Annotated in this window: 19 protein-coding genes; 9 read left to right on the top strand and 10 right to left on the bottom strand. The window is 70.3% G+C overall.

Features of this window, described 5'->3' with window-relative positions; genetic code table 11:
- Positions 1-24: 24 nt before the first annotated feature.
- Both DNK54_RS07410 and DNK54_RS07405 read right to left on the bottom strand, forming a co-directional pair.
- On the bottom strand, positions 25-258 hold the full coding sequence (locus DNK54_RS07410; protein WP_110206295.1) for an acyl-CoA carboxylase subunit epsilon: 234 nt from the start codon (positions 256-258) through the stop codon (positions 25-27).
- Positions 255-1,844 (bottom strand): acyl-CoA carboxylase subunit beta, encoded by a 1,590-nt coding sequence (locus DNK54_RS07405; protein WP_239459993.1) that lies wholly within the window; start codon positions 1,842-1,844, stop codon positions 255-257. The genes DNK54_RS07410 and DNK54_RS07405 overlap by 4 nt, the downstream gene beginning before the upstream one ends.
- Before the next feature lie 73 nt (positions 1,845-1,917).
- Here DNK54_RS07405 and DNK54_RS07400 point away from each other — a divergent pair, with 73 nt between their 5' ends.
- The 5 genes from DNK54_RS07400 to purE are packed head-to-tail and all read left to right on the top strand — an operon-like array spanning position 1,918 to position 6,030.
- Complete coding sequence (locus DNK54_RS07400; protein WP_110206293.1) at positions 1,918-2,703, top strand: biotin--[acetyl-CoA-carboxylase] ligase; 786 nt, start codon at positions 1,918-1,920, stop codon at positions 2,701-2,703.
- A gap of 12 nt (positions 2,704-2,715) precedes the next feature.
- Positions 2,716-3,234, top strand: a complete 519-nt coding sequence (locus DNK54_RS07395) for a PH domain-containing protein (protein WP_110206292.1) — start codon at positions 2,716-2,718, stop codon at positions 3,232-3,234.
- Positions 3,224-4,231 (top strand): adenylate/guanylate cyclase domain-containing protein, encoded by a 1,008-nt coding sequence (locus DNK54_RS07390; protein ID WP_110206478.1) that lies wholly within the window; start codon positions 3,224-3,226, stop codon positions 4,229-4,231. Before DNK54_RS07395 ends, DNK54_RS07390 begins: the two co-directional genes overlap by 11 nt.
- Before the next feature lie 18 nt (positions 4,232-4,249).
- Positions 4,250-5,425 (top strand): 5-(carboxyamino)imidazole ribonucleotide synthase, encoded by a 1,176-nt coding sequence (locus tag DNK54_RS07385; RefSeq protein WP_275426251.1) that lies wholly within the window; start codon positions 4,250-4,252, stop codon positions 5,423-5,425.
- 2 nt (positions 5,426-5,427) lie between these two features.
- Positions 5,428-6,030 carry a 5-(carboxyamino)imidazole ribonucleotide mutase gene (gene purE / locus DNK54_RS07380; RefSeq protein ID WP_110206291.1) on the top strand — a complete coding sequence of 201 codons (603 nt, stop codon included), beginning with the start codon at positions 5,428-5,430 and terminating at the stop codon, positions 6,028-6,030.
- A 140-nt stretch (positions 6,031-6,170) separates the two neighbouring features.
- Here the strand turns inward: purE and DNK54_RS07375 are convergent, their stop codons facing one another.
- The 8 genes from DNK54_RS07375 to DNK54_RS07340 all read right to left on the bottom strand — a co-directional run bounded on the left by DNK54_RS07375 (position 6,171) and on the right by DNK54_RS07340 (position 14,054).
- Positions 6,171-6,833 carry a response regulator gene (locus DNK54_RS07375; protein ID WP_110206290.1) on the bottom strand — a complete coding sequence of 221 codons (663 nt, stop codon included), beginning with the start codon at positions 6,831-6,833 and terminating at the stop codon, positions 6,171-6,173.
- Positions 6,830-8,053 (bottom strand): sensor histidine kinase, encoded by a 1,224-nt coding sequence (locus tag DNK54_RS07370; RefSeq protein ID WP_110206289.1) that lies wholly within the window; start codon positions 8,051-8,053, stop codon positions 6,830-6,832. The genes DNK54_RS07375 and DNK54_RS07370 overlap by 4 nt, the downstream gene beginning before the upstream one ends.
- Positions 8,050-9,111, bottom strand: a complete 1,062-nt coding sequence (locus DNK54_RS07365; RefSeq protein ID WP_110206288.1) for an acyltransferase family protein — start codon at positions 9,109-9,111, stop codon at positions 8,050-8,052. The genes DNK54_RS07370 and DNK54_RS07365 overlap by 4 nt, the downstream gene beginning before the upstream one ends.
- Entirely contained in the window at positions 9,108-10,073 is a 966-nt protein-coding gene (locus tag DNK54_RS07360; RefSeq protein ID WP_110206287.1) for a D-alanine--D-alanine ligase family protein, read from the bottom strand. The genes DNK54_RS07365 and DNK54_RS07360 overlap by 4 nt, the downstream gene beginning before the upstream one ends.
- Positions 10,070-11,281, bottom strand: coding sequence for an alanine racemase (gene alr, locus DNK54_RS07355; RefSeq protein WP_110206286.1), 1,212 nt, complete (start codon positions 11,279-11,281; stop codon positions 10,070-10,072). The genes DNK54_RS07360 and alr overlap by 4 nt, the downstream gene beginning before the upstream one ends.
- Positions 11,282-11,367: 86 nt before the next feature.
- Entirely contained in the window at positions 11,368-12,474 is a 1,107-nt protein-coding gene (locus tag DNK54_RS07350) for an LCP family protein (RefSeq protein WP_162602337.1), read from the bottom strand.
- Positions 12,471-12,878, bottom strand: coding sequence for a CoA-binding protein (locus DNK54_RS07345; protein WP_110206284.1), 408 nt, complete (start codon positions 12,876-12,878; stop codon positions 12,471-12,473). The genes DNK54_RS07350 and DNK54_RS07345 overlap by 4 nt, the downstream gene beginning before the upstream one ends.
- A gap of 9 nt (positions 12,879-12,887) precedes the next feature.
- A complete protein-coding gene (locus DNK54_RS07340; RefSeq protein WP_110206283.1) occupies positions 12,888-14,054 on the bottom strand; it encodes an LCP family protein in 1,167 nt (388 codons plus the stop codon).
- A 40-nt stretch (positions 14,055-14,094) separates the two neighbouring features.
- Here DNK54_RS07340 and DNK54_RS07335 point away from each other — a divergent pair, with 40 nt between their 5' ends.
- The 4 genes from DNK54_RS07335 (at position 14,095) to DNK54_RS07320 (ending at position 18,085) form a co-directional block, all read left to right on the top strand.
- Positions 14,095-14,601 carry an acyl-CoA thioesterase gene (locus DNK54_RS07335; protein WP_110206476.1) on the top strand — a complete coding sequence of 169 codons (507 nt, stop codon included), beginning with the start codon at positions 14,095-14,097 and terminating at the stop codon, positions 14,599-14,601.
- 206 nt (positions 14,602-14,807) lie between these two features.
- A complete protein-coding gene (locus tag DNK54_RS07330) occupies positions 14,808-16,163 on the top strand; it encodes an LCP family glycopolymer transferase (RefSeq protein WP_239459972.1) in 1,356 nt (451 codons plus the stop codon).
- Between the two features lie 16 nt (positions 16,164-16,179).
- Positions 16,180-17,091, top strand: coding sequence for a glycosyltransferase family 2 protein (locus tag DNK54_RS07325; protein ID WP_239459971.1), 912 nt, complete (start codon positions 16,180-16,182; stop codon positions 17,089-17,091).
- 40 nt (positions 17,092-17,131) lie between these two features.
- Positions 17,132-18,085: a glycosyltransferase family 2 protein gene (locus tag DNK54_RS07320; RefSeq protein WP_110206280.1), complete on the top strand. Its 954-nt coding sequence runs from the start codon at positions 17,132-17,134 to the stop codon at positions 18,083-18,085.
- The last annotated feature ends 6 nt before the right edge of the window (positions 18,086-18,091 follow it).

Raw genomic sequence — 18,091 nt, 5'->3', positions numbered from 1 at the left:
TCGGAGTACGGCGATCAGGGTCGATCAGCGTGCGCTGGCCCGCCAACCGCCGCGGCCCGGGAAAAGCGGCACTCGGTGGGTACGCCGCGGGGCGGCCCACTCGCGTCGAGGCTTCGGGGCGGTGGCGCCACCGGTCGAGCCGAGGGCGGAGAAGACCGCCACGATGGCCGCGATCTCCTCGGGGGTGGCGTCGGGGTTGACCACGCGCAGCAGGGGCTGCTGAGGGGCCTTCTCTTCTGCGGCGGTGGAGTCGCTCACAGCGGGATGTTCCCGTGCTTCTTGGCCGGCAGGATCTCCCGCTTGTTGCGCAGCAGGCGCAGGCCGCGGACGATCTCGGCGCGCGTCTCGTGCGGACGGATGACCCGGTCGACGTAGCCGCGCTCGGCCGCGATGTAGGGGTTGGCCAGCGTGGTCTCGTACTCGTCGATCAGCTCGGCACGCTTGGCCTCGACGTCGCCGCCGGCCTTCTCCACCTCAGCCAGGGTCCGGCGGTGGATGATGTTGGCCGCGCCCTGGGAGCCCATGACGGCGATCTGCGCGGTGGGCCACGCCACGTTGAGGTCGGCACCGAGGTGCTTGGAGCCCATCACGTCGTACGCGCCGCCGTAGGCCTTGCGGGTGATGACGGTGACCAGCGGGACGGTGGCCTCGGCGTAGGCGTAGATCAGCTTCGCGCCGCGGCGGATGATGCCGGTCCACTCCTGGTCGGTGCCCGGAAGGAAGCCGGGGACGTCGACGAAGGTCAGCACCGGGATGTTGAACGCGTCGCAGAAGCGCACGAACCGGGCCGCCTTCTCCGAGGCGTCGATGTCGAGCGTTCCCGCGAACTGCATCGGCTGGTTGGCGACGACACCGACCGGACGTCCCTCGACCCGGCCGTAGCCGATGATCAGGTTCGGCGCGAAGAGCGGCTGCACCTCGAGGAACTCCTCGTCGTCCAGCACCGACTTGATGACATCGTTCATGTCGTAGGGCTGGTTGGGCGAGTCCGGGATGATCGTGTCCAGCGCCAGGTCGACGTCGGTCACCGTGAGGTCGGCCTCCTCGTCGAAGGCCGGAGCCTCGTCGAGGTTGTTCTGGGGGAGGTAGCTGAGCAGCGCCTTGACGTAGTCGATGGCGTCCTCTTCGTCGGCCGCCATGTAGTGCGAGTTGCCGGACTTGGTGTTGTGCGTGCGCGCACCGCCCAGCTCCTCCATGGTGACGTCCTCGCCGGTGACGGTCTTGATCACGTCAGGGCCGGTGATGAACATCGCCGAGGTCTGGTCGACCATGATCGTGAAGTCGGTGACGGCGGGGGAGTAGACGTGGCCGCCGGCGCAGTTGCCCATGATCAGGCTGATCTGCGGGATGACGCCGGAGGCATGCACATTGCGCTGGAAGATCTCGCCGTACAGGCCCAGCGAGACGACGCCCTCCTGGATCCGGGCGCCGGCACCCTCGTTGATGCCGATGATCGGCGAGCCGGTCTTGATGGCGAGGTCCATGATCTTGACGATCTTCTCGCCGTACACCTGGCCCAGCGAGCCGCCGAAGACGGTGAAGTCCTGCGAGAAGACGCACACCTGGCGACCCTCGACCGTGCCGTAGCCGGTGATCACGCCGTCGCCGTAGGGCCGGTTCTTCTCCAGGCCGAAGGCGGTCGAGCGGTGCCGGGCGAGCTCGTCCAGCTCGACGAAGGAACCCTCGTCGAAGAGCATCTCGATGCGCTCGCGGGCGGTCTTGCGTCCCTTGGCGTGCTGCTTCTCCTGCGCCTTGGCGGCAGGCGCCTCGACGGCCTCATGGACGCGGCGGTCGTAGTCCGCCAACTTTCCGGCGGTGGTGTGGACGTCGATGTCGTCGGGCACGTCCGTGCCTTCACCGATGGTTGCGCTCACGTGTTCTGGCCTCCTCCTGGTTGCGTGGGTCAATCTAGTGCCCATGCCTGCCAACCCCGACGCGCGCCCACCCCTTGATCCCTCCCGACTGCCTTCGACGGTCCAGATCGTCGACCGGATCGGCTCCACCAACGCCGGTCTCGCCGCCCAGGCCCGCCAGGGCGCACCGCACGGCACCACGCTGACCACCGAGTGGCAGACCGAGGGGCGCGGACGGCTCGATCGGGCCTGGTCGGTGCCGGAGCGCGCGGCGCTCACCCTCTCGACCCTGCTGCGCCCCGAGCTCGCCGCCGCCGACTGGCCCTGGCTCCCGCTCTTCGCCGGCTACGTCGTCCGTGAGTCCCTGGTCGACACCGTGCCGGGAGTGGCGCTCAAGTGGCCCAACGACGTTCTCGTCGAGCCGGAGGGACACAAGCTCTGCGGCATCCTCGTCGAGCGGGTGGAGACACCGGACGGCCCGGCGGCGGTACTCGGCATCGGCCTCAACGCCGACCAGACCGCCGACGAGCTGCCGATCCCGAACGCCACCAGCGTGCGTCTGCGCACCGGCGAGCCGGCCGACCGTACGGCGCTCCTCGCGACGCTGCTCGACACCCTGGAGCGGGAGCTGCCCCTGCTCGACGACGTTCCGGAGCTGCGCCGTCGCTACCAGGAGCGGTGCCTCACCATCGGCCGCGCGGTGCGGGTGGAGCTGCCCGCCGGCAGCCCCCTCGTCGGCACCGCGGTCGGCATCGACGACACCGGTCGCCTCCTGGTCGCAGCCGGCGACGAGGTCACCGCAGTCGGCGCCGGGGACGTCGTCCACGTGCGACCCGCACCAGTTGAGTGACATGATGCGGTCATGGCCATCTCCCCGAAGCTGCTCAACGATGGCGAGCGCATCGTCGTCTCCTGCCGCACCCATGTGAAGGCCCTCTTCGGCCCGATCGTCGTGCTGCTGCTGGTGCTGATCGGCGGCATCGTGCTGACCGTTCTCGAGATCGGCAACGACACGGTCGACAAGACGATCAACTACGCCGCATGGGTGATCATGGCGGCGGTCGCGGTGTGGTGGGTGGTGCGTCCGTTCCTGAAGTGGTGGACCACGACCTACACCTTCACCAACCGGCGGCTGATGTTCCGCACCGGGTTCATCGCCAAGGAGGGCCGCACGATCCCGCTCAACCGGATCAGCGGCGTGGACTTCGAGATCGACCTGCTCGACCGCATCTTCGGCTGCGGCACGCTGGTGGTGACCGATGCCAGCGAGGCCGGTCGGGTCGAGCTGCACGACATCCCGCGGGTCGAGCAGGTGCAGAAGGTGGTCTCCGAGGAGCTGCACCGCCAGGCGACGGGTGGTCGCGCCGACGATGGGACCTGATCCCCGCTACGACGACGTCGGGCGGAGCCGCCTGGAGCAGGCCCTCCTGCGGGACACTCCCCAGTGGACCGCGGACGACGTCGCGGAGCGCAGTGGCACGAGTCCGGAGCGCACCAAGCGGATCTGGCGCGCCCTCGGCTTCCCGGAGCCGGGCTCGGAGGAGCCGCTCTTCACCGACGGCGACGTCGAGGCGATGGCCATCCTCAACCGCCTCATCGACTCGGGCATGTTCACCCTGGACACCGCGCTCAACCTGACCCGGGGAGTCGGCCAGACGATGGCCCGACTCGCGGACTGGGAGGTCGCGACGCTCACGCCCCGCCTCGAGGAGGTGGCGGCCACCATGCCGCCCGCCCCGGACGGGTCGGACGAGAGGATCTCGTTGGCTGCGCTGTTGGCAGAGACGGTCGCCGAGGACTTCGAGCAGCTGTTGCTGCATGCGTGGCGTCGACACATCGCCGTCGCGGTGGCTCGCACCGAGGCGCTCGAGCTCGGCTCGGAGACCCAGCCGAGCTTGGAGCTGACGGTCGGGTTCGCCGACCTGGTCCAGTTCACCGCCCTCACCAACGAGATCGGCGAGATCAAGATCGGCGACCTGGTCGAGGTCTTCGAGTCCCGCTGCCACGACGTCGTCTCCCGCAACCACGGACGGGTGATCAAGAGCCTCGGCGACTCGGTGCTCTTCGTGGCGCTCGAACCGATCGCCGCGATGGAGATCGCCGAGGGCATCGTCTCGGTGATCGGCCGCGACCCCCGGATGCCGGACGTCCGGCTCGGGCTCGCCACCGGCTCCGTGGTGATGCGGATGGGCGACGTCTTCGGGCCACCGGTCAACATGGCCGCGCGGCTGACCACGGTGGCACGCAAGAACCGGATCATCATCGACGAGCACACCGCGACACTGCTGCCCGAGGACCGCTGGGAGACCCGCCCGATGCCGGCCCGTCCGGTGCGTGGGTTCGGCATCGTCGAGCCGATCACGGTCCGCCGGCGCTGACCTCCTAGAATCCCGGCTGTGGCTGATCCGCGACCCCTCGCCCCGACCGTGGCCGTCATCGGCGGCGGCCAGCTCGCCCGGATGATGGCGGAGCCTGCAGCCGCTCTCGGCATTCCGCTGCGTCTGCTGGCCGAAGCGCCGGGCGTCTCCGCGGCGCAGGTGATCCCCGACCAGCTGGTCGGCGACCACCGGGACCTCGATGCCCTGCGTCAGGTCACCGCCGGTTGCGCCGCCGTCACCTTCGACCACGAGCACGTGCCCACCGAGCACCTGCACGCTCTCGAGGAGGCGGGGATCGCCGTACGGCCGGGGCCGGAGGCGCTGGTGCATGCCCAGGACAAGGGCGTGATGCGCGAGCGGCTGGCCGAACTCGGTGTGCCCTGCCCGCGCAACGCGATCGTCACCACCCCGGAGGAGGTGACGACGTTCGGCTTCCCGGCCGTGCTCAAGACCACCCGAGGCGGCTACGACGGCAAGGGCGTCTGGGTGGTCCGCCGCGAGGAGGACTGCGGAGACGCCTTCGCTGCGGCCGCCGCGACCGGGGTACGGATCCTGGCCGAGGAGTTGGTCGACTTCCGCAGGGAGCTGTCGGCCCTGGTCGCCCGATCGCCCAGCGGTCAGGCGGCTGCCTGGCCCGTCGTCGCCTCCACGCAACGGGACGGCATCTGCCACGAGGTGATCGCCCCGGCGCCCGACCTGGCGGAGGAGCTGGCCCTCTCCGCGCAGCAGATCGCGCTGCGGATCGCCGGTGAGCTCGGCGTCGTCGGTGTGTTGGCGGTCGAGCTCTTCGAGACCAACGACGGGCGGATCCTCGTCAACGAGCTGGCGATGCGGCCGCACAACACCGGACACTGGACCCAGGACGGGGCGGTCACCAGCCAGTTCGAGAACCATCTGCGCGCCGTACTCGACCTGCCGTTGGGGTCGCCCGCACCGCGCGAGCGCTGGACGGTGATGGTCAACATCCTCGGTGGAGCGGAGCAGAGCCCGGGCGCGGCGCCGCTCTACGACGGCTACCCGCACGCGTTTGCACGCGATCCACGGCTGCGGGTGCATCTCTACGGCAAGGAGCTGCGTCCAGGCCGCAAGGTGGGCCACGTCAACACCTACGGTGACGACCTCGAGGACTGTCTGGAGCGAGCTCGCCATGCGGCGGCCTGGTTCGCGGGCGACCTCGGCAACGAGAGCGAGTGAGCATGACGGAACGCAAGTCGGGGGCCGAGCAGGGCCCGGTATCAGAGCAGAGTCCGGAGGCCGAGCAGGGCCCGGTGGTCGAGCCTGCCGAGACCCCCCGCGTCGGCATCGTGATGGGCTCCGACTCGGACTGGCCGGTGATGCAGGCAGCCGCCGAGGCGCTGCGTGAGTTCGATATCGCCTTCGAGGCCGACGTGGTCTCCGCGCACCGGATGCCCGACGAGATGCTCGACTACGGGCGCGATGCCGCGGGGCGTGGCCTCTCGGTGATCATCGCCGGTGCCGGGGGAGCAGCGCACCTCCCCGGTATGTTGGCTGCGGTCACGCCGCTCCCCGTGATCGGGGTGCCGGTGCCGCTGAAGTACCTCGACGGGATGGACTCGCTGCTCTCGATCGTGCAGATGCCCGCTGGGGTCCCGGTCGCCACCGTCTCGATCGGCAACGCCCGTAACGCCGGCCTGCTGGCCGCCAGGATCCTGGCTGCCTCCGACCCCGGCCTGCAGCAGCGGATGGTCGAGTTCCAGGCATCGCTGCGCGATGCCGCCCACGCCAAGGGCGCCGTCGTCCGTGAGGCCGCCTCCGGGCCGCGGAGGTTCGGCTTCTGAGTCGGGTCCGGGCTGCCGGGGCCGGCTGAGGGTCTCGACAGGCTCGACCACCGGATGACCGGCTCGACCACAGGGTGACAGGCTCGACCACCGGATGACCGGCTCGACCACCGGGTGACCGGCTCGACGGTCGCGGGTTGCTAGGTGAGGCTGTGCTCGTGGGCGAAGACCACGATCTGTACGCGGTCGCGGAGCTCCAGCTTGCGGAGGATGGAGCCGACGTGGGTCTTCACCGTCGACTCGCTGATGTAGGCGGTCTCGGCGATCTCGGGGTTGCTCAGGCCGCGGGCGACTGCGGTGAAGACCTCGCGCTCCTTCTCCGTGAGGCGGTCGAAGGTGGCCGGCGTTGGCCGCCGCTCGCGGAACGTGCCGTCCATGAGCAGCGTGAGATCGGCGGGTGAGATGACGGCGTTGCCCGCATGGACCGTGCGGATGGCGTCGGTGAGCATCTGCGGTGTCGCGTCCTTGAGCAGGAATCCGGATGCGCCGTGCTTGATCGCCGTGGCGGCTCGGTCGTCGAGGTTGAAGGTGGTGAGCACGACCACGCGCAACGGCCTGCTCCGCGCGGAGACGCGCTGAGGTGTGAAGAGCTGCCGGGTGGCCTCGACGCCGTCCATCTCGGGCATCCGGATGTCCATGAGCACCACATCGGGCTCGAGCTCGGTGGCGACGCGCACCGCCTCGACACCGTCACCTGCGGTGCCGACCACCTCCATGTCGGGCTGGGCGTCGATGATCACCGACACACCGGCGCGGAAGAGCTCCTGGTCGTCCACCAGCATCACCCGGATCGGGGTGCTCATGCCCGGCCCTCGGCGGCACCTGCCGGCATCGTCGCCTTCACGCTGAATCGACTTCCTTCCTGGTTCGCCTGCATCCTGCCGCCGACCGTTTCCAGGCGCCGCCGCATCCCCTCCAGCCCTTGTCCGGCACCGTCGGCGGTGGGACTGCCGGCGACCTCGTTGACGACCTCGATGGTGAGGTCATCGGACCAGGCCCGACGCACCCAGACCGGGCCGCCACGCCGACCGTGCTTGAGCGCGTTGGTCAGCATCTCCTGCAGCACCCGGAAGGCGACGACGGAGAGCTCGGGAGGCAAGGGCCGCGGGGTGCCGGCGACCTCGACGTGCACCGGGTGCCCTGCCGTGCGTACGCCGTCGAGGAGGCTCTCGATCCCGCCCTCGGGGACGCCGTCCTCGGCCGGCGCGGCCCGATCCGTGGAGGAGAGCACCTGACGGACCGATCGGAGCGACTCGCGGGCCGAGTCGGCGATGGTCGCGAAGGTCTCCTTGAGGCGGCGCGGGTCGTCGTCCGGCAGGAACTGGGCTGACTCGGCCTGGGCCAGGATGACCGCCAGCGAGTGACCGACGACGTCGTGCACGTCACGGGCCAGCCGGGTCTGTCCCTCGCGTAGCCGGGCGATCTCCTGTGCCTGGGCCCGGTCCTCCTCGGCCCGGACCCTGGCCAGCTCGGCGACCTCACGCTCGGAGCGGGCCTGCGTCGCCCGGCGGGTGGTGCGCAGCAGCATGCCGAGCAGCCACGGGATCGCCAGCACGACGAAGGCGAGCAGGCCGAGGACGCGCTGGACGTCGCTCCCGTAGTCGACCCCGGTGATGTCGATGTAGAAGTCGGCGACCACGAGGTCGCGCGGCGCCCGGATGATCAACGCCCAGGCGACGAGGGCCGCGGCCGGCACCGAGACGGCGCTGGCGATGACGGTCGGCCAGCTCCCGTATCTGGCCAGGCCGTAGGCGAGCACCGCGACGAACAGCTCCACGGTCAGCACCTCGACCGGCTGGAGCAGATGCATGGGGAGCAGCACCCAGACGATCGCGAGCCCGAGAGCCGGCACGAAGCGGTAGCTGGCCACCGCGGCCGCCATGACCAGGGCCACCAGCAGCTGGTCGCGCTCCCACGGACCGAAGAGGCTGAACCCGTCAGTGGCCTCCCACGCTCCCAGGAAGGCGACGACCGGACCGAGTACGGCGGTCGGCAGCCAGGCCGGAACCGCGCTGCGGGTCATCGCACCGTCTCCTGCTTCCGGTCCCTCAGGTCTCGGCGTCGGAGCACCGGCGCCTCGACCCACCGCCAGGTGGCCGCGGCGCATCCGAGCGTGAGGCCGGTGGCTACCAGCCCGGTCAGGGCCCCGGCCCCCCATGATGCCCGCAGCCACAGGGTGATCGGGTAGTTCCAGAGGTACGCCGCGTAGGAGACGGTGCCCAACCACGCCAAGGAGCCGAACAGTCGCGGCGCTCGCTCCAACCAGTGCTCCGCGCGTCCGGGCGTGCGGGCGGCCAGCACGAGCACGGCGGTCGATGCGGCGATGGTGGGTCCTCCGAGCAGGTAGGTGAGGGCGTGGCCCCGTAATGGAACCACGCTCAGGGCGCCGATGAGCAGCAACGCCATGGTGACCGCCGTCGGGCCGGGGACCGGGAGCCGGTCGGCGGCCAGCCGACTCGCGGCGCCGATCACGAAGCAGATCGCCCACGAGCTGGGCAGGGCGTAGGCGAGATCCGGCGCTTCCCCGAGCCAGAGCAACGTGGCCGAACAGGCGAGGAGGCTCGTCGCAGTCGAACCGATCAGCAGCCAGCGGAGCCGCAGGCCTGGTGTCGTTCCGCGCCGGCCGCATGCCCAGCCGAGGAGCGCCGGCCAGAGCAGGTAGAACTGCTCCTCTGCGGCCAAGGTCCAGAGGTGGAAGGTGGCGTCACTGCCATGGTCGAAGGGCAGATTGGCTGTCCAGGTGAGCGCCACCAGCACTGTTCGGGGAAGCTCCGCGCGATCATGCAAGGGATCCACCGTCAGGGTGAGCACGATGACCGCGAGCAGCATGGTCACCAGCGCGGGAAGGAGCCGCGTGGCGCGGCGGGCGTAGAAGCGTCCCAGCCGGATCCGTCCGCTCGACCTGCGGTCGGCCAGCAGGACGCCGGTGATCAGATGCCCACTCAAGGCGAAGAACATCACGACGCCGACCACGCCGGCGCCGGGGAACAGGTCGGGGAGGGCATGCCGGAGCAGCACCAGCCCGATGGCGAGCCCGCGCAGCAGGTCCAGGCCGACGAGCCGGCCCGTCGGCTGTGTCACGCTGTCAGGGCCGTGAGAACGAGCTCGGCCAGCAGGTCGGCGTACTCGAGGCCGTCGGCGGCGAACATCCGGGGCACCTGCGAGTGCTCCGTCATGCCCGGCACCGTGTTGACCTCGTTGAGCACCCAACCCCGGTCGGTGAGGAAGAAGTCGACGCGTGCCACTCCGGCGCAGCCCAACGCGCCGAAGACCGCAGTCGCGGCATCGTGGAGGGCCTTGAGCTGCACGTCGCTCAGCGGTGCCGGAATCAGGAACTCAGCGGATCCGTCGTACTTCTGCGCCGTGTCGAAGAGCGTGCCGGCACGGACGCTGACCTCCAGCGGCGGGGAGAGCCGCAGGCCGTCGCGGCCGGCGAGCACGGCCACGTCGATCTCCCGGCCCTCGAGAAGCTCCTCGACCAGCACCCGGTCGTCGAGGGCGAAGGCGGCGGCGAGGGCGGGGCCGAGCTCCTCGGCGCGGCGGACGAGACCGACGCCGTGGCTGGAGCCTGCGGCGACGGGCTTCACCACCACCGGCCCGCTCCAGGTGACCGGCTCGCCACGTCGGACCAGCCGTCCGGCCGCCACGTCGACGCCGACCGCGCCGGCCACGAGCTTGGTCGCCCACTTGTCCATCGCCAGCGCCCCCGCGCCCAGCGCAGAGCCGACGCAGGGCACCCCGGCGAGGTCCGCCAGCGCCGGCAGCGTGCCGTCCTCGCCGTGTGGTCCGTGCACCATCGGCAGCAGGACGTCGCAGGAGCCGATCAACCGTACGGCGGCGGCCAGGCTGGCTTCGCGGGTGGCGGCCAGCGCCGTCCCCTCCGCCGACCAGACGCCGTCGGTGCCGATGGTGAGCGGAAATACCTCGACCGGCGTGCCGGCGACCTCGGCGGTGCGGAGCGCTGCCGCGACCGATGCGGCCGAGGCGAGGGAGACCTCGTGCTCGCAGTTGGCTCCTCCGCCGACCAGGGCGACGCGGATCATCGGACGCTCCTCAAGGCGGCAGGAACCACGGCCGCGCTGGCCGACTCGATCGCGCCTAGGCTGACCGCACCACCGCGGTGGAGGCGCCCGAGGCGCGCGCCGAGGCCGGTGACGATCTCGTGCGGGATGGTGTCGGCCCACTCGGCCCACTCGTCGACGGTCGGTGCAGAGCCCGCCGGGGCGCCGGCGGTCGGGCCGAAGACGGTCGCCTCGGCACCCAGGAGTACGCCGTCGTCACCAAGGTCGACGACCGTCTGGTCCATGGAGATCCGACCGACCACCCGACGGCGAGCGCCAGCCAGCCAGACCTCCGCGCGCCCGGAGGCGATGCGCGGGAGACCGTCGGCGTACCCCACGCCGAGCAGTGCGAGTGTGGTCGCACGCCCGGTCCGGAACGTGTGGTCGTACCCGACACCGGTATCGGCAGGCACCCGCTGGATGCCGATGACCGGAGCGGTCAGCGTGAGTGCCGGTGCGAGGGACGTGGTCCCGGACGGGTCGATGCCGACCAGCCCGGCGCCGACTCGCACCAGGTCGTAGTGACTCTCCGGGTCGGTCAGCGTCGCAGCGGTGGCCGCAAGATGGCGCAGCTGGGGGCGCAGCCCGGCGCGCCGAGCGAGGGCTACCCCGACCCGGAAGGCTGCTCGACCACTGGCATCGGAGCCGGCGCTCGCACAAGCCAGATGGCCCATCACACCGACGACCTGGACGGTCCCGGCCAACTCCTGTACCCGGGCAGCGGCACAGAGCGCTGCCCAGGTGCCGGGCGCGGCGCCGTCGCGTGCCATGCCGGTGTCGAGATGCAGGTGCACCCGGGCCCGGCGCCCGGCGGTCCGCCCGGCCCGCGCCACCGCCAGCAGGTGGTCGCGGTCGGAGACGGCGACGTCCACGTTGCGTCGTACGGCGGTGGCGAAGTCCGCGTCGACCGGGTTCAGCCAGCTGAGCACCGGAGCGACGAGGCCCGCGTCACGCAGGCCGAGTGCCTCCTCCAACGAGGTGACGCCGAGCCACGTGGCGCCGTGCAGCAAGGCCGTGCGTGCGACCTCGACAGCGCCGTGCCCGAAGCCGTCCGCCTTGACCACCGCCATCAGGTGGCCGGGTACCCGGTCGGCGAAGCTCCGCGTGTTGGCGGCGACGGCATCCAGATGTACGACGGAGCCCGGCCGGCTGCGCGGCCCGGCGCCGGGGTCGTGGAGGGGAGCGATCATGCGGTCCACGCTAGGAATCCCGGGCCGCCGCCACCTCCACCCTGCGTACCGACCAGCTCCGACTCCGGGAGGAGCCGGGGTGCCGGTCAGCTGATCTGGTCGTCCTCCGCCAGCACGTCGTCGGGGTACTTCTTCAGATAGCGGCTCATCCGATCCTGCCGGAGCGCGGTGAAGAGCTCCTTCGCCTTGGCGGTGTCGACCTCCAGCACTGCACCGTAGGTCGGGTCGGTGCGCTCCTGGCCGATAGGCATGGTCAGGAAGTCGACGTCACCCTCGCTGATCCCGCGCAGTCCGAGGGCGAGGGAGCGGAGGTCGCCGTTGGTCCAGGCCTCGTCGATGGTGAGGTTCTCTGTGAGGGCGCCCAGCATCCGGTCGAACTCGAGTGGCTTGGTCAGGGAGCCCGAGGCCAGGATCTCCCGCATCAGCGAGCGCAGGAAGTTCTGCTGGCGAGCGATGCGGTCGAAGTCGCTGCGGGTCAGTCCGTAGCGCATCCGCACGTACTGCAGCGCCTCCTCGCCCTTGAGCAGGTAGTCGCCCGCCTTCCACAGCTTCTTCTGCTTGGAGTCGTAGACCTCCTCGGGCACGGTCACCGGCACGCCGCCGACCGCTGTGGAGAGGTCGCGGAAGCCGGCCCAGTCGATGATCGCCACATGGTCGAGGCGGAGCCCGGTCAACGCCTCGACGGTCGCGATAGCGCCGTTCGGCCCCCAGTCGGAGAAGGCGGCGTTGATCTTCTCGCGGTGCTGATCCGTGCCCGCGGAGTCGCGGATCATGACGAAGCTGTCGCGCGGGATCGAGACCACCTGCACGTGCTCGCGGTCGGCCGAGATGTGCACCACCATCAGCGTGTCGCTGCGGTACTTGCCGACCGGCCAGCTGTCGGCGACAGCGTCCTCGGCCAGCGTGGTGTGCTCCGCCCCCGCGACCGGCTGCCCCTTGTCGGAGCCGAGCAGCAGGATGTTGAGCGCCTTGGTCGGCGCCTTCGCCGGACGGTTCTTGATCGTCGAGGTCGAGAAGCGGTCGATGTCGGAGAGGTGCGAGTTGAGCCGCCAGGCGTAGCCGCCGACGACGAGCAGCAGCGCCAGCACGACGGCGAGCGCGATCCATCCGGCTCGACGGTGACGGTGGAGGAAGGAGCGGAATCGGGACGGCGCTGGCGGACTCTCGTCGGTCTCGTCCGCAGGTTGACTCATCGCTCCCGCCGCGCCCACTCGATCGCCGGGCAGGTGTCCATCACCATGGGCACGCCGGCCTCGGTGGCACGGGTGAAGGCGGCCTCGTCGACCACGCCGAGTTGGAGCCAGATGCCCTTCGCTCCGACGGCGATCGCCTGGTCCACGAACTCGCCGGCCGCCTCTGAGCGACGGAACACGTCGACCACGTCGATCGGGAACGGCACGTCCGCCAGCGAGGCATAGCCCTGCGCGCCGAGAACCGTGGGTGCCGTGGGGTGGATCGGCACGATCCGCTTGCCGCGGGTCTGCAGCAGTGAGGCGATCTCGTAGGCGGTCCGGGACGGATCGCCGGAGAGGCCGACCACCGCCCAGGTCTCACACTCGTCCAGCATCCGGTCGACCGTCTCCTGCTCGCGCCACATGCGCCCACGCTAGCCCGGGAGACCGGAAGGAGTGCAGAGGTCCTTGCCGAGGCCCGCCGTGTCGTCCTCGATGATGTGCTGGAAGAACCGCTTCGAGCGGTCCGCGTCCCAGTGCACCGCCAGGTCGGAGATCGGGATGCCGCAGGTCTTGTCGACGCTCGTCATCGCCATCGCGAACTTGCCCAGGGTGAAGGCCCCGGTGCCCTCGCTCACCTTGAGTGTCGAGGCAGCCGCCATGTTCAGCTTCCAGTAGCGGAACGGGTTGACCACGGTCCAGGGCGAGAGCACTTTGGTGCCGACCGCCGACACGACCTCACGCTGATGGCGGGCCCGGGTGATGTCGCCCAGGGCAGGATCGGTCTTGCGAGAGCGGGCGTAGCCGAGAGCGACGACGCCGTCGGCCTGCTGGCAGCCCTTCTTGATGTTGAGGTTGGCGTCCTTGTCCCGCATCCGCCGTTCGGGACAGATCTCGATGCCGCCCACGGCGTCGACGACGTCGACGAAGCCGCCGAAGCCGATCTCGACGTAGTGGTCGATCCGGATCCCGGTGTTGTCCTCGATCGTCTCGATCAACAGCTGCGGTCCGCCCCAGGCGTAGGCGGCGTTGATCTTGCTGGTGCCGTGATCGGGGATGGGCACCAGGGAGTCGCGGGGGATCGAGGTCAGCACGTTCGGCCCGCTGCCGGTGTGCAGGAGCATGATCGTGTCGGTGCGCTGCCCCCCGGCGTCGCCGGTGCCGAGCTTCTTGCGCTGCTCCTTGCTCAGCCCCTCGCGGGAGTCGCTGCCGACGATGAGGTACGTCGTGCCGTCCTGCTCCGCCGGACGCTTGCCGTCGGGGAAGGCGTCGACGGTCGAAACCTTGCGCAGCGCGAAGAACGGCACCACGGCGAGGAAGACGAGCCAGAGCGCGAGCAGCAGCAGGATCCACCGGAGAGGACGGAAGCGTGGCCGCGGCATCCGGAAGCCGCCCTGCGTCCTGGGCGGCGGCGTGCCCGGAGGGGGCGGCTGGCGGTACGGCTGCTGCCAGGCGGGCTGCTGACGCGGGGCCTGGGGCGGCGGGAACTGGGGCGACTGGCTCGGCAGCACCTGGGTGGGGTCGTCGACGGGACGGCGCTTGTCGCCGTACAACCAGTCGTATTCGGGGGTGCCCGGCTCGGGCCCAGGTCGGTCAGCCATGCCGGCCAAGGTACCGGAGCGTCACCACTACCCTGACGACATGAGTGACGTCGTACGCCGCACGCCCACCTACTCCGAAGTGTCGCTGGCGACGCTGATGCACGCGACCGAGGCCAACCTGCTGGGCAACGTGCACGGCGGCGAGATCATGAAGCTCGCCGACAGCACGGCGGGCGCCGCCGCCCGCCGGCACGCGGAGGGCCCGGCGGTCACCGCGGCGATGGACGAGATGCTCTTCCTCGAGCCGGTGCACGTCGGCGACATCGTGCGCACGTCGGCACGGGTCAACTGGGCCGGGCGCAGCTCGATGGAGGTCGGCGTGCGCGTCGAGGCTGAGCCGTGGGGTGACGTCTCCCGGAAGCCTCACACGGTGGCTACGGCGTACTTCGTCTTCGTCGCGATCGATGAGCACGGCCGGTCCCGGAGCGTGCCGCCACTGGACCTGCTGACCGACGTCGACCGGCGCCGGTGGCGGGAGGCTGAGATCCGTCGGGCGCACCGGTTGGCGCGACGCCAGGAGATCGAGGCGGGTCGCAACGGGGAGTGATCGACTCCCGGTGGCTCGTGTCGGCGCGTCGTACCCGGATGTGACGGGTGTGACTGGTGATACTGGCGAGCACATCGCCCCACACCAGGAAGGCATCCTCGATGCAACCCGTCACTTCCCCCGGGTCGCCGAGTGGACACGGTCGCAGCCGCACGACCGACCGTGCCGCCAAGGTGCGCTTCCGGCGTGCGCTCACCCTCATGCTCATGACACTCGTCCTGCCCGGCTCGGCGCAGCTGGTCGCCGGACGCCGGGACGTCGGTCGGCTCGCCCTGCGCGTCGCCGCGGTCGTTGTCGGGCTGGGGCTGGCCGGCAGCCTGCTCTTCTGGATGTGGCCCGGCCTGGCGCTGCGGTTCGGCACCAGCCCACTGTGGCTCAACCTGCTGCGTTTCGTCCTGATGCTGCTGGCCGTCGGATGGGCGGCGCTCTTCGTGGATGCCTGGCGCCTGGGGCAGCCGCTCAGCCTGGTCCGCCGGCAGCGGCTGACCGTGGTGGGCGTCAATGGCTTCCTGGTGCTCGGCGTTGCCGGGGTGCTTCTCTTCAGCGCGCACCTGGTGACCGTGCACCGCGACTTCATGCTCACCTTCGCCGACGGCCCGGCCAAGGACGCCTCCCACGGTCGCTACAACGTGCTGTTGCTGGGTGGTGACTCGGGAGACGACCGCTGGGGGCTGCGCACCGACTCGATGACGGTGGCGAGCATCGACGCCGACACGGGCCGGACTGTCCTCATCGGCTTGCCGCGCAACCTCGCGAACTTCAAGTTCCGCGACGGCTCGGTGATGGCCGAGCAGTTCCCCGACGGCTTCGACTGCGACGGCTGCTACCTCAACGGCGTCAGCACCTGGGCGCAGGACAACACCGAGCTCTTCGGCAAGTCCAAGAACCCCGGAGTGGAGGCGACGATCGAGGCGATCGAAGGGATCACTGACCTCGACATCCAGTACTGGGCGATGGTCGACCTCCAGGGCTTCGAGGACATGGTCGACGCCGTCGGCGGTGTCGAGCTCAACGTGCGCGACCGGATCCCGGTCGGCGGTCTGGGCAGCGACGTCACCGGCTACATCGAGCCGGGCCAGCGCAAGCTCAACGGCCACGACGCTCTCTGGTTCGCTCGCGCCCGCGAGGGTTCGGACGACTATTCGCGGATGGCGCGGCAGAAGTGCGTGATGAGCGCGATGGCAGCCCAGATCAGCCCCGCCACGATGCTCAAGCACTACAAGGAGATCACCAAGGCGACCACCGGGCTGGTCGAGACGAACCTGCCGCGCAGTCAGTTCGCGACGTTCGTCGAGCTGGCCCTGAAGGCCAAGGACCAGAAGATCTCGACGGTCTCTCTCGTGCCGCCCGCGATCAACACCGCCGACCCGGACCTCGCCAAGATCCGGCGGATGGTGCAGGCCGGCATCGACAAGGCCGAGGGCAAGAAGCCAGACGGTGGAGCGCCGAAGGCGAAGCAGGCCGGCCAGGAGCCGACCGAGACCCAGCGCGGCGGCTCCTTGCGCGACAACGACAACGGGTACGCCGCCAATCAGGCCGACGACCTCACGGCCGCCTGTTGACCGTAGGGTGGGCGCCGTGTCAATCGTCGCGGTCGTGGTCACCTTCAACCGGCTCGACCTGCTCCGCGAGCTGGTCGCCACGCTGCGCGTGAACCCCCTCCTGGCCTCGATCCTGATCGTCGACAACGCCAGCACGGACGGCACCGGAGAGTGGCTGCGCGACGAGGCCCAGCGGGCTGACGGCGTACCCCTCGTGCCGGTGATGCTGCCGGAGAACCGCGGCGGCGCCGGAGGCTTCCACGAGGGGGTCCGGCGGGCGATGGAGCTCGACGCCGACCTGGTCTGGTTGATGGACGACGACGGACTGCCCGACCCAGAGTGCCTGGCTACCCTCCTGGAGCACCGCGGCCTGGACTTCTGGGGGCCGCTCGTCGTGGACCGCGAGGCGCCCCAGGAACTGGTCTTCCCGATCCGGCTGCCCGGCGGGGCCCGCACCGTGCACAGCGTGGACGACGCCAGGAGTGCGGCTCGAGCCGGCCGGATCGACGACATCGTGATCCCGTTCAACGGCGTCCTCGTCACGCGGGAGCTGGTGACGAGGATCGGGCTGCCGCGCTCGGAGTTCTTCATCTGGGGCGACGATCACGACTACCGGCTGCGCGCGGAGGAGGCGGGTGCCCAGATCGCCACGGTCGTCGACGCCGTCGTCCGGCATCCCTCGGTGGGGGAGCTGGGCACTCCGATGATGTTCGGCCGGACCACTTACAACCACTCGCCGTCGGACCTCAAGCACTACTGCATGTCGCGCAACAACGTCGTCAACCTCCGCAACCACCGCGGCTGGCTCTTCGTGCTGGCGTTCATCGTGAAGACCGCCTGGTTCTACACCGTCACCCGGCCGTCGGCGAAGCGGCTGCGGTTGAGTGCCTCGGGGATCCGGGCCGGGCTTCGCAACGACTTCACAGGACATGGGAGGTTCTTGCGATGAGTGGTCTCGACAGGCTCGACTACCGGGGGAGGTTCTTGCGATGAGTGGTCTCGGTCCGTCGACAGGCTCGGGCCACCGGGAGTCGGTCGCCGTGGTGATCGTCACCTACAACCGCGCCGACCTGCTGGAGCTGACGCTGACCGGCCTCGCTGCCCAGACGCGACGACCTGACGCGGTGGTCGTGGTCGACAACGCGAGCACGGATCACACCGCCGCCGTCCTCGCCCAGCATTCCGCGTTGCCGTTGGAGGTGCTCCGCAGCACCGAGAACACCGGCGGTGCAGGCGGCTTCCACCAGGGCATGCGCCACGCCCACGGCCTGGGCGTCGACCGGATCTGGCTCATGGACGACGACGTGGTGCCCGCACCCGACTGTCTCGAGGTGCTGCTCGGCCACGACACCCCGTGCCTGGCGGCGATCCGCGAGGATCGGGCCGGGCGGCTGGTCGAGAAGGCCGCACTCCGGTTCGACCTCGCCAACCCGCTGCGGATCCGGCCGAAGACGGCGAGCGTCGACTCGGCGTACCCCGATCGTGCCGCGCTGCCGGAGACCGTGCCCCTGGAGAACGTGGCGTTCGAGGGTTTCCTGGTGAAGCGGGAGGTCGTGGACGCGATCGGCCTCCCCGATCCGACCTTCTTCATCTTCTACGACGACGTCGACTTCGTGATCCGGGCCCGTCGCGCCGGATTCGACGTGCGTGGCGTCCGCGACGCGGTGATGGTGCGGCAGCTGGACTTCGACCAGCAGCACGCACTCGACACCTGGAAGGGGTTCTACATGTTCCGGAACCTCTTCGTGGTGCACTTCCGGTACGGCGAGAACCCGCTGGTGCGCGCCAAGCCCTGGCTGATCACCCTGATGGTGGTGCTGCTGAGCCCCCTTCGTGGAGGGCGCCGGGAGGCTTCGAACGTGATGAAGGCCATCCGCTCAGCGCGGGGAATGCGGCAGCTCCCCGGCGTCGCGAAGGCGGGTTCCCGGGCAACCGCCGACTAGACTCAC

Source organism: Nocardioides daejeonensis (genome assembly GCF_003194585.1).
GTDB classification, from domain to species: Bacteria; Actinomycetota; Actinomycetes; order Propionibacteriales; family Nocardioidaceae; genus Nocardioides; species Nocardioides daejeonensis.
Note: the sequence above shows the minus strand (reverse complement) of the source record. Positions and strands in the feature narration are given on the sequence as shown.

Bases quoted from the DNA above. Each gene is read 5' to 3' on its own strand.
- DNK54_RS07400 (WP_110206293.1), top strand. From the start codon at position 1,918: ATGCCTGCCAACCCCGACGCGCGCCCACCCCTTGATCCCTCCCGACTG.
- DNK54_RS07395 (WP_110206292.1), top strand. From the start codon at position 2,716: ATGGCCATCTCCCCGAAGCTGCTCAACGATGGCGAGCGCATCGTCGTC.
- DNK54_RS07390 (WP_110206478.1), top strand. From the start codon at position 3,224: ATGGGACCTGATCCCCGCTACGACGACGTCGGGCGGAGCCGCCTGGAG.
- purE (WP_110206291.1), top strand. From the start codon at position 5,428: ATGACGGAACGCAAGTCGGGGGCCGAGCAGGGCCCGGTATCAGAGCAG.
- DNK54_RS07375 (WP_110206290.1), bottom strand. From the start codon at position 6,833: ATGAGCACCCCGATCCGGGTGATGCTGGTGGACGACCAGGAGCTCTTC.
- DNK54_RS07370 (WP_110206289.1), bottom strand. From the start codon at position 8,053: ATGACCCGCAGCGCGGTTCCGGCCTGGCTGCCGACCGCCGTACTCGGT.
- DNK54_RS07360 (WP_110206287.1), bottom strand. From the start codon at position 10,073: ATGATCCGCGTCGCCCTGGTCGGCGGAGGAGCCAACTGCGAGCACGAG.
- alr (WP_110206286.1), bottom strand. From the start codon at position 11,281: ATGATCGCTCCCCTCCACGACCCCGGCGCCGGGCCGCGCAGCCGGCCG.
- DNK54_RS07350 (WP_162602337.1), bottom strand. From the start codon at position 12,474: ATGAGTCAACCTGCGGACGAGACCGACGAGAGTCCGCCAGCGCCGTCC.
- DNK54_RS07345 (WP_110206284.1), bottom strand. From the start codon at position 12,878: ATGTGGCGCGAGCAGGAGACGGTCGACCGGATGCTGGACGAGTGTGAG.
- DNK54_RS07340 (WP_110206283.1), bottom strand. From the start codon at position 14,054: ATGGCTGACCGACCTGGGCCCGAGCCGGGCACCCCCGAATACGACTGG.
- DNK54_RS07335 (WP_110206476.1), top strand. From the start codon at position 14,095: ATGAGTGACGTCGTACGCCGCACGCCCACCTACTCCGAAGTGTCGCTG.
- DNK54_RS07330 (WP_239459972.1), top strand. From the start codon at position 14,808: ATGACACTCGTCCTGCCCGGCTCGGCGCAGCTGGTCGCCGGACGCCGG.
- DNK54_RS07320 (WP_110206280.1), top strand. From the start codon at position 17,132: ATGAGTGGTCTCGGTCCGTCGACAGGCTCGGGCCACCGGGAGTCGGTC.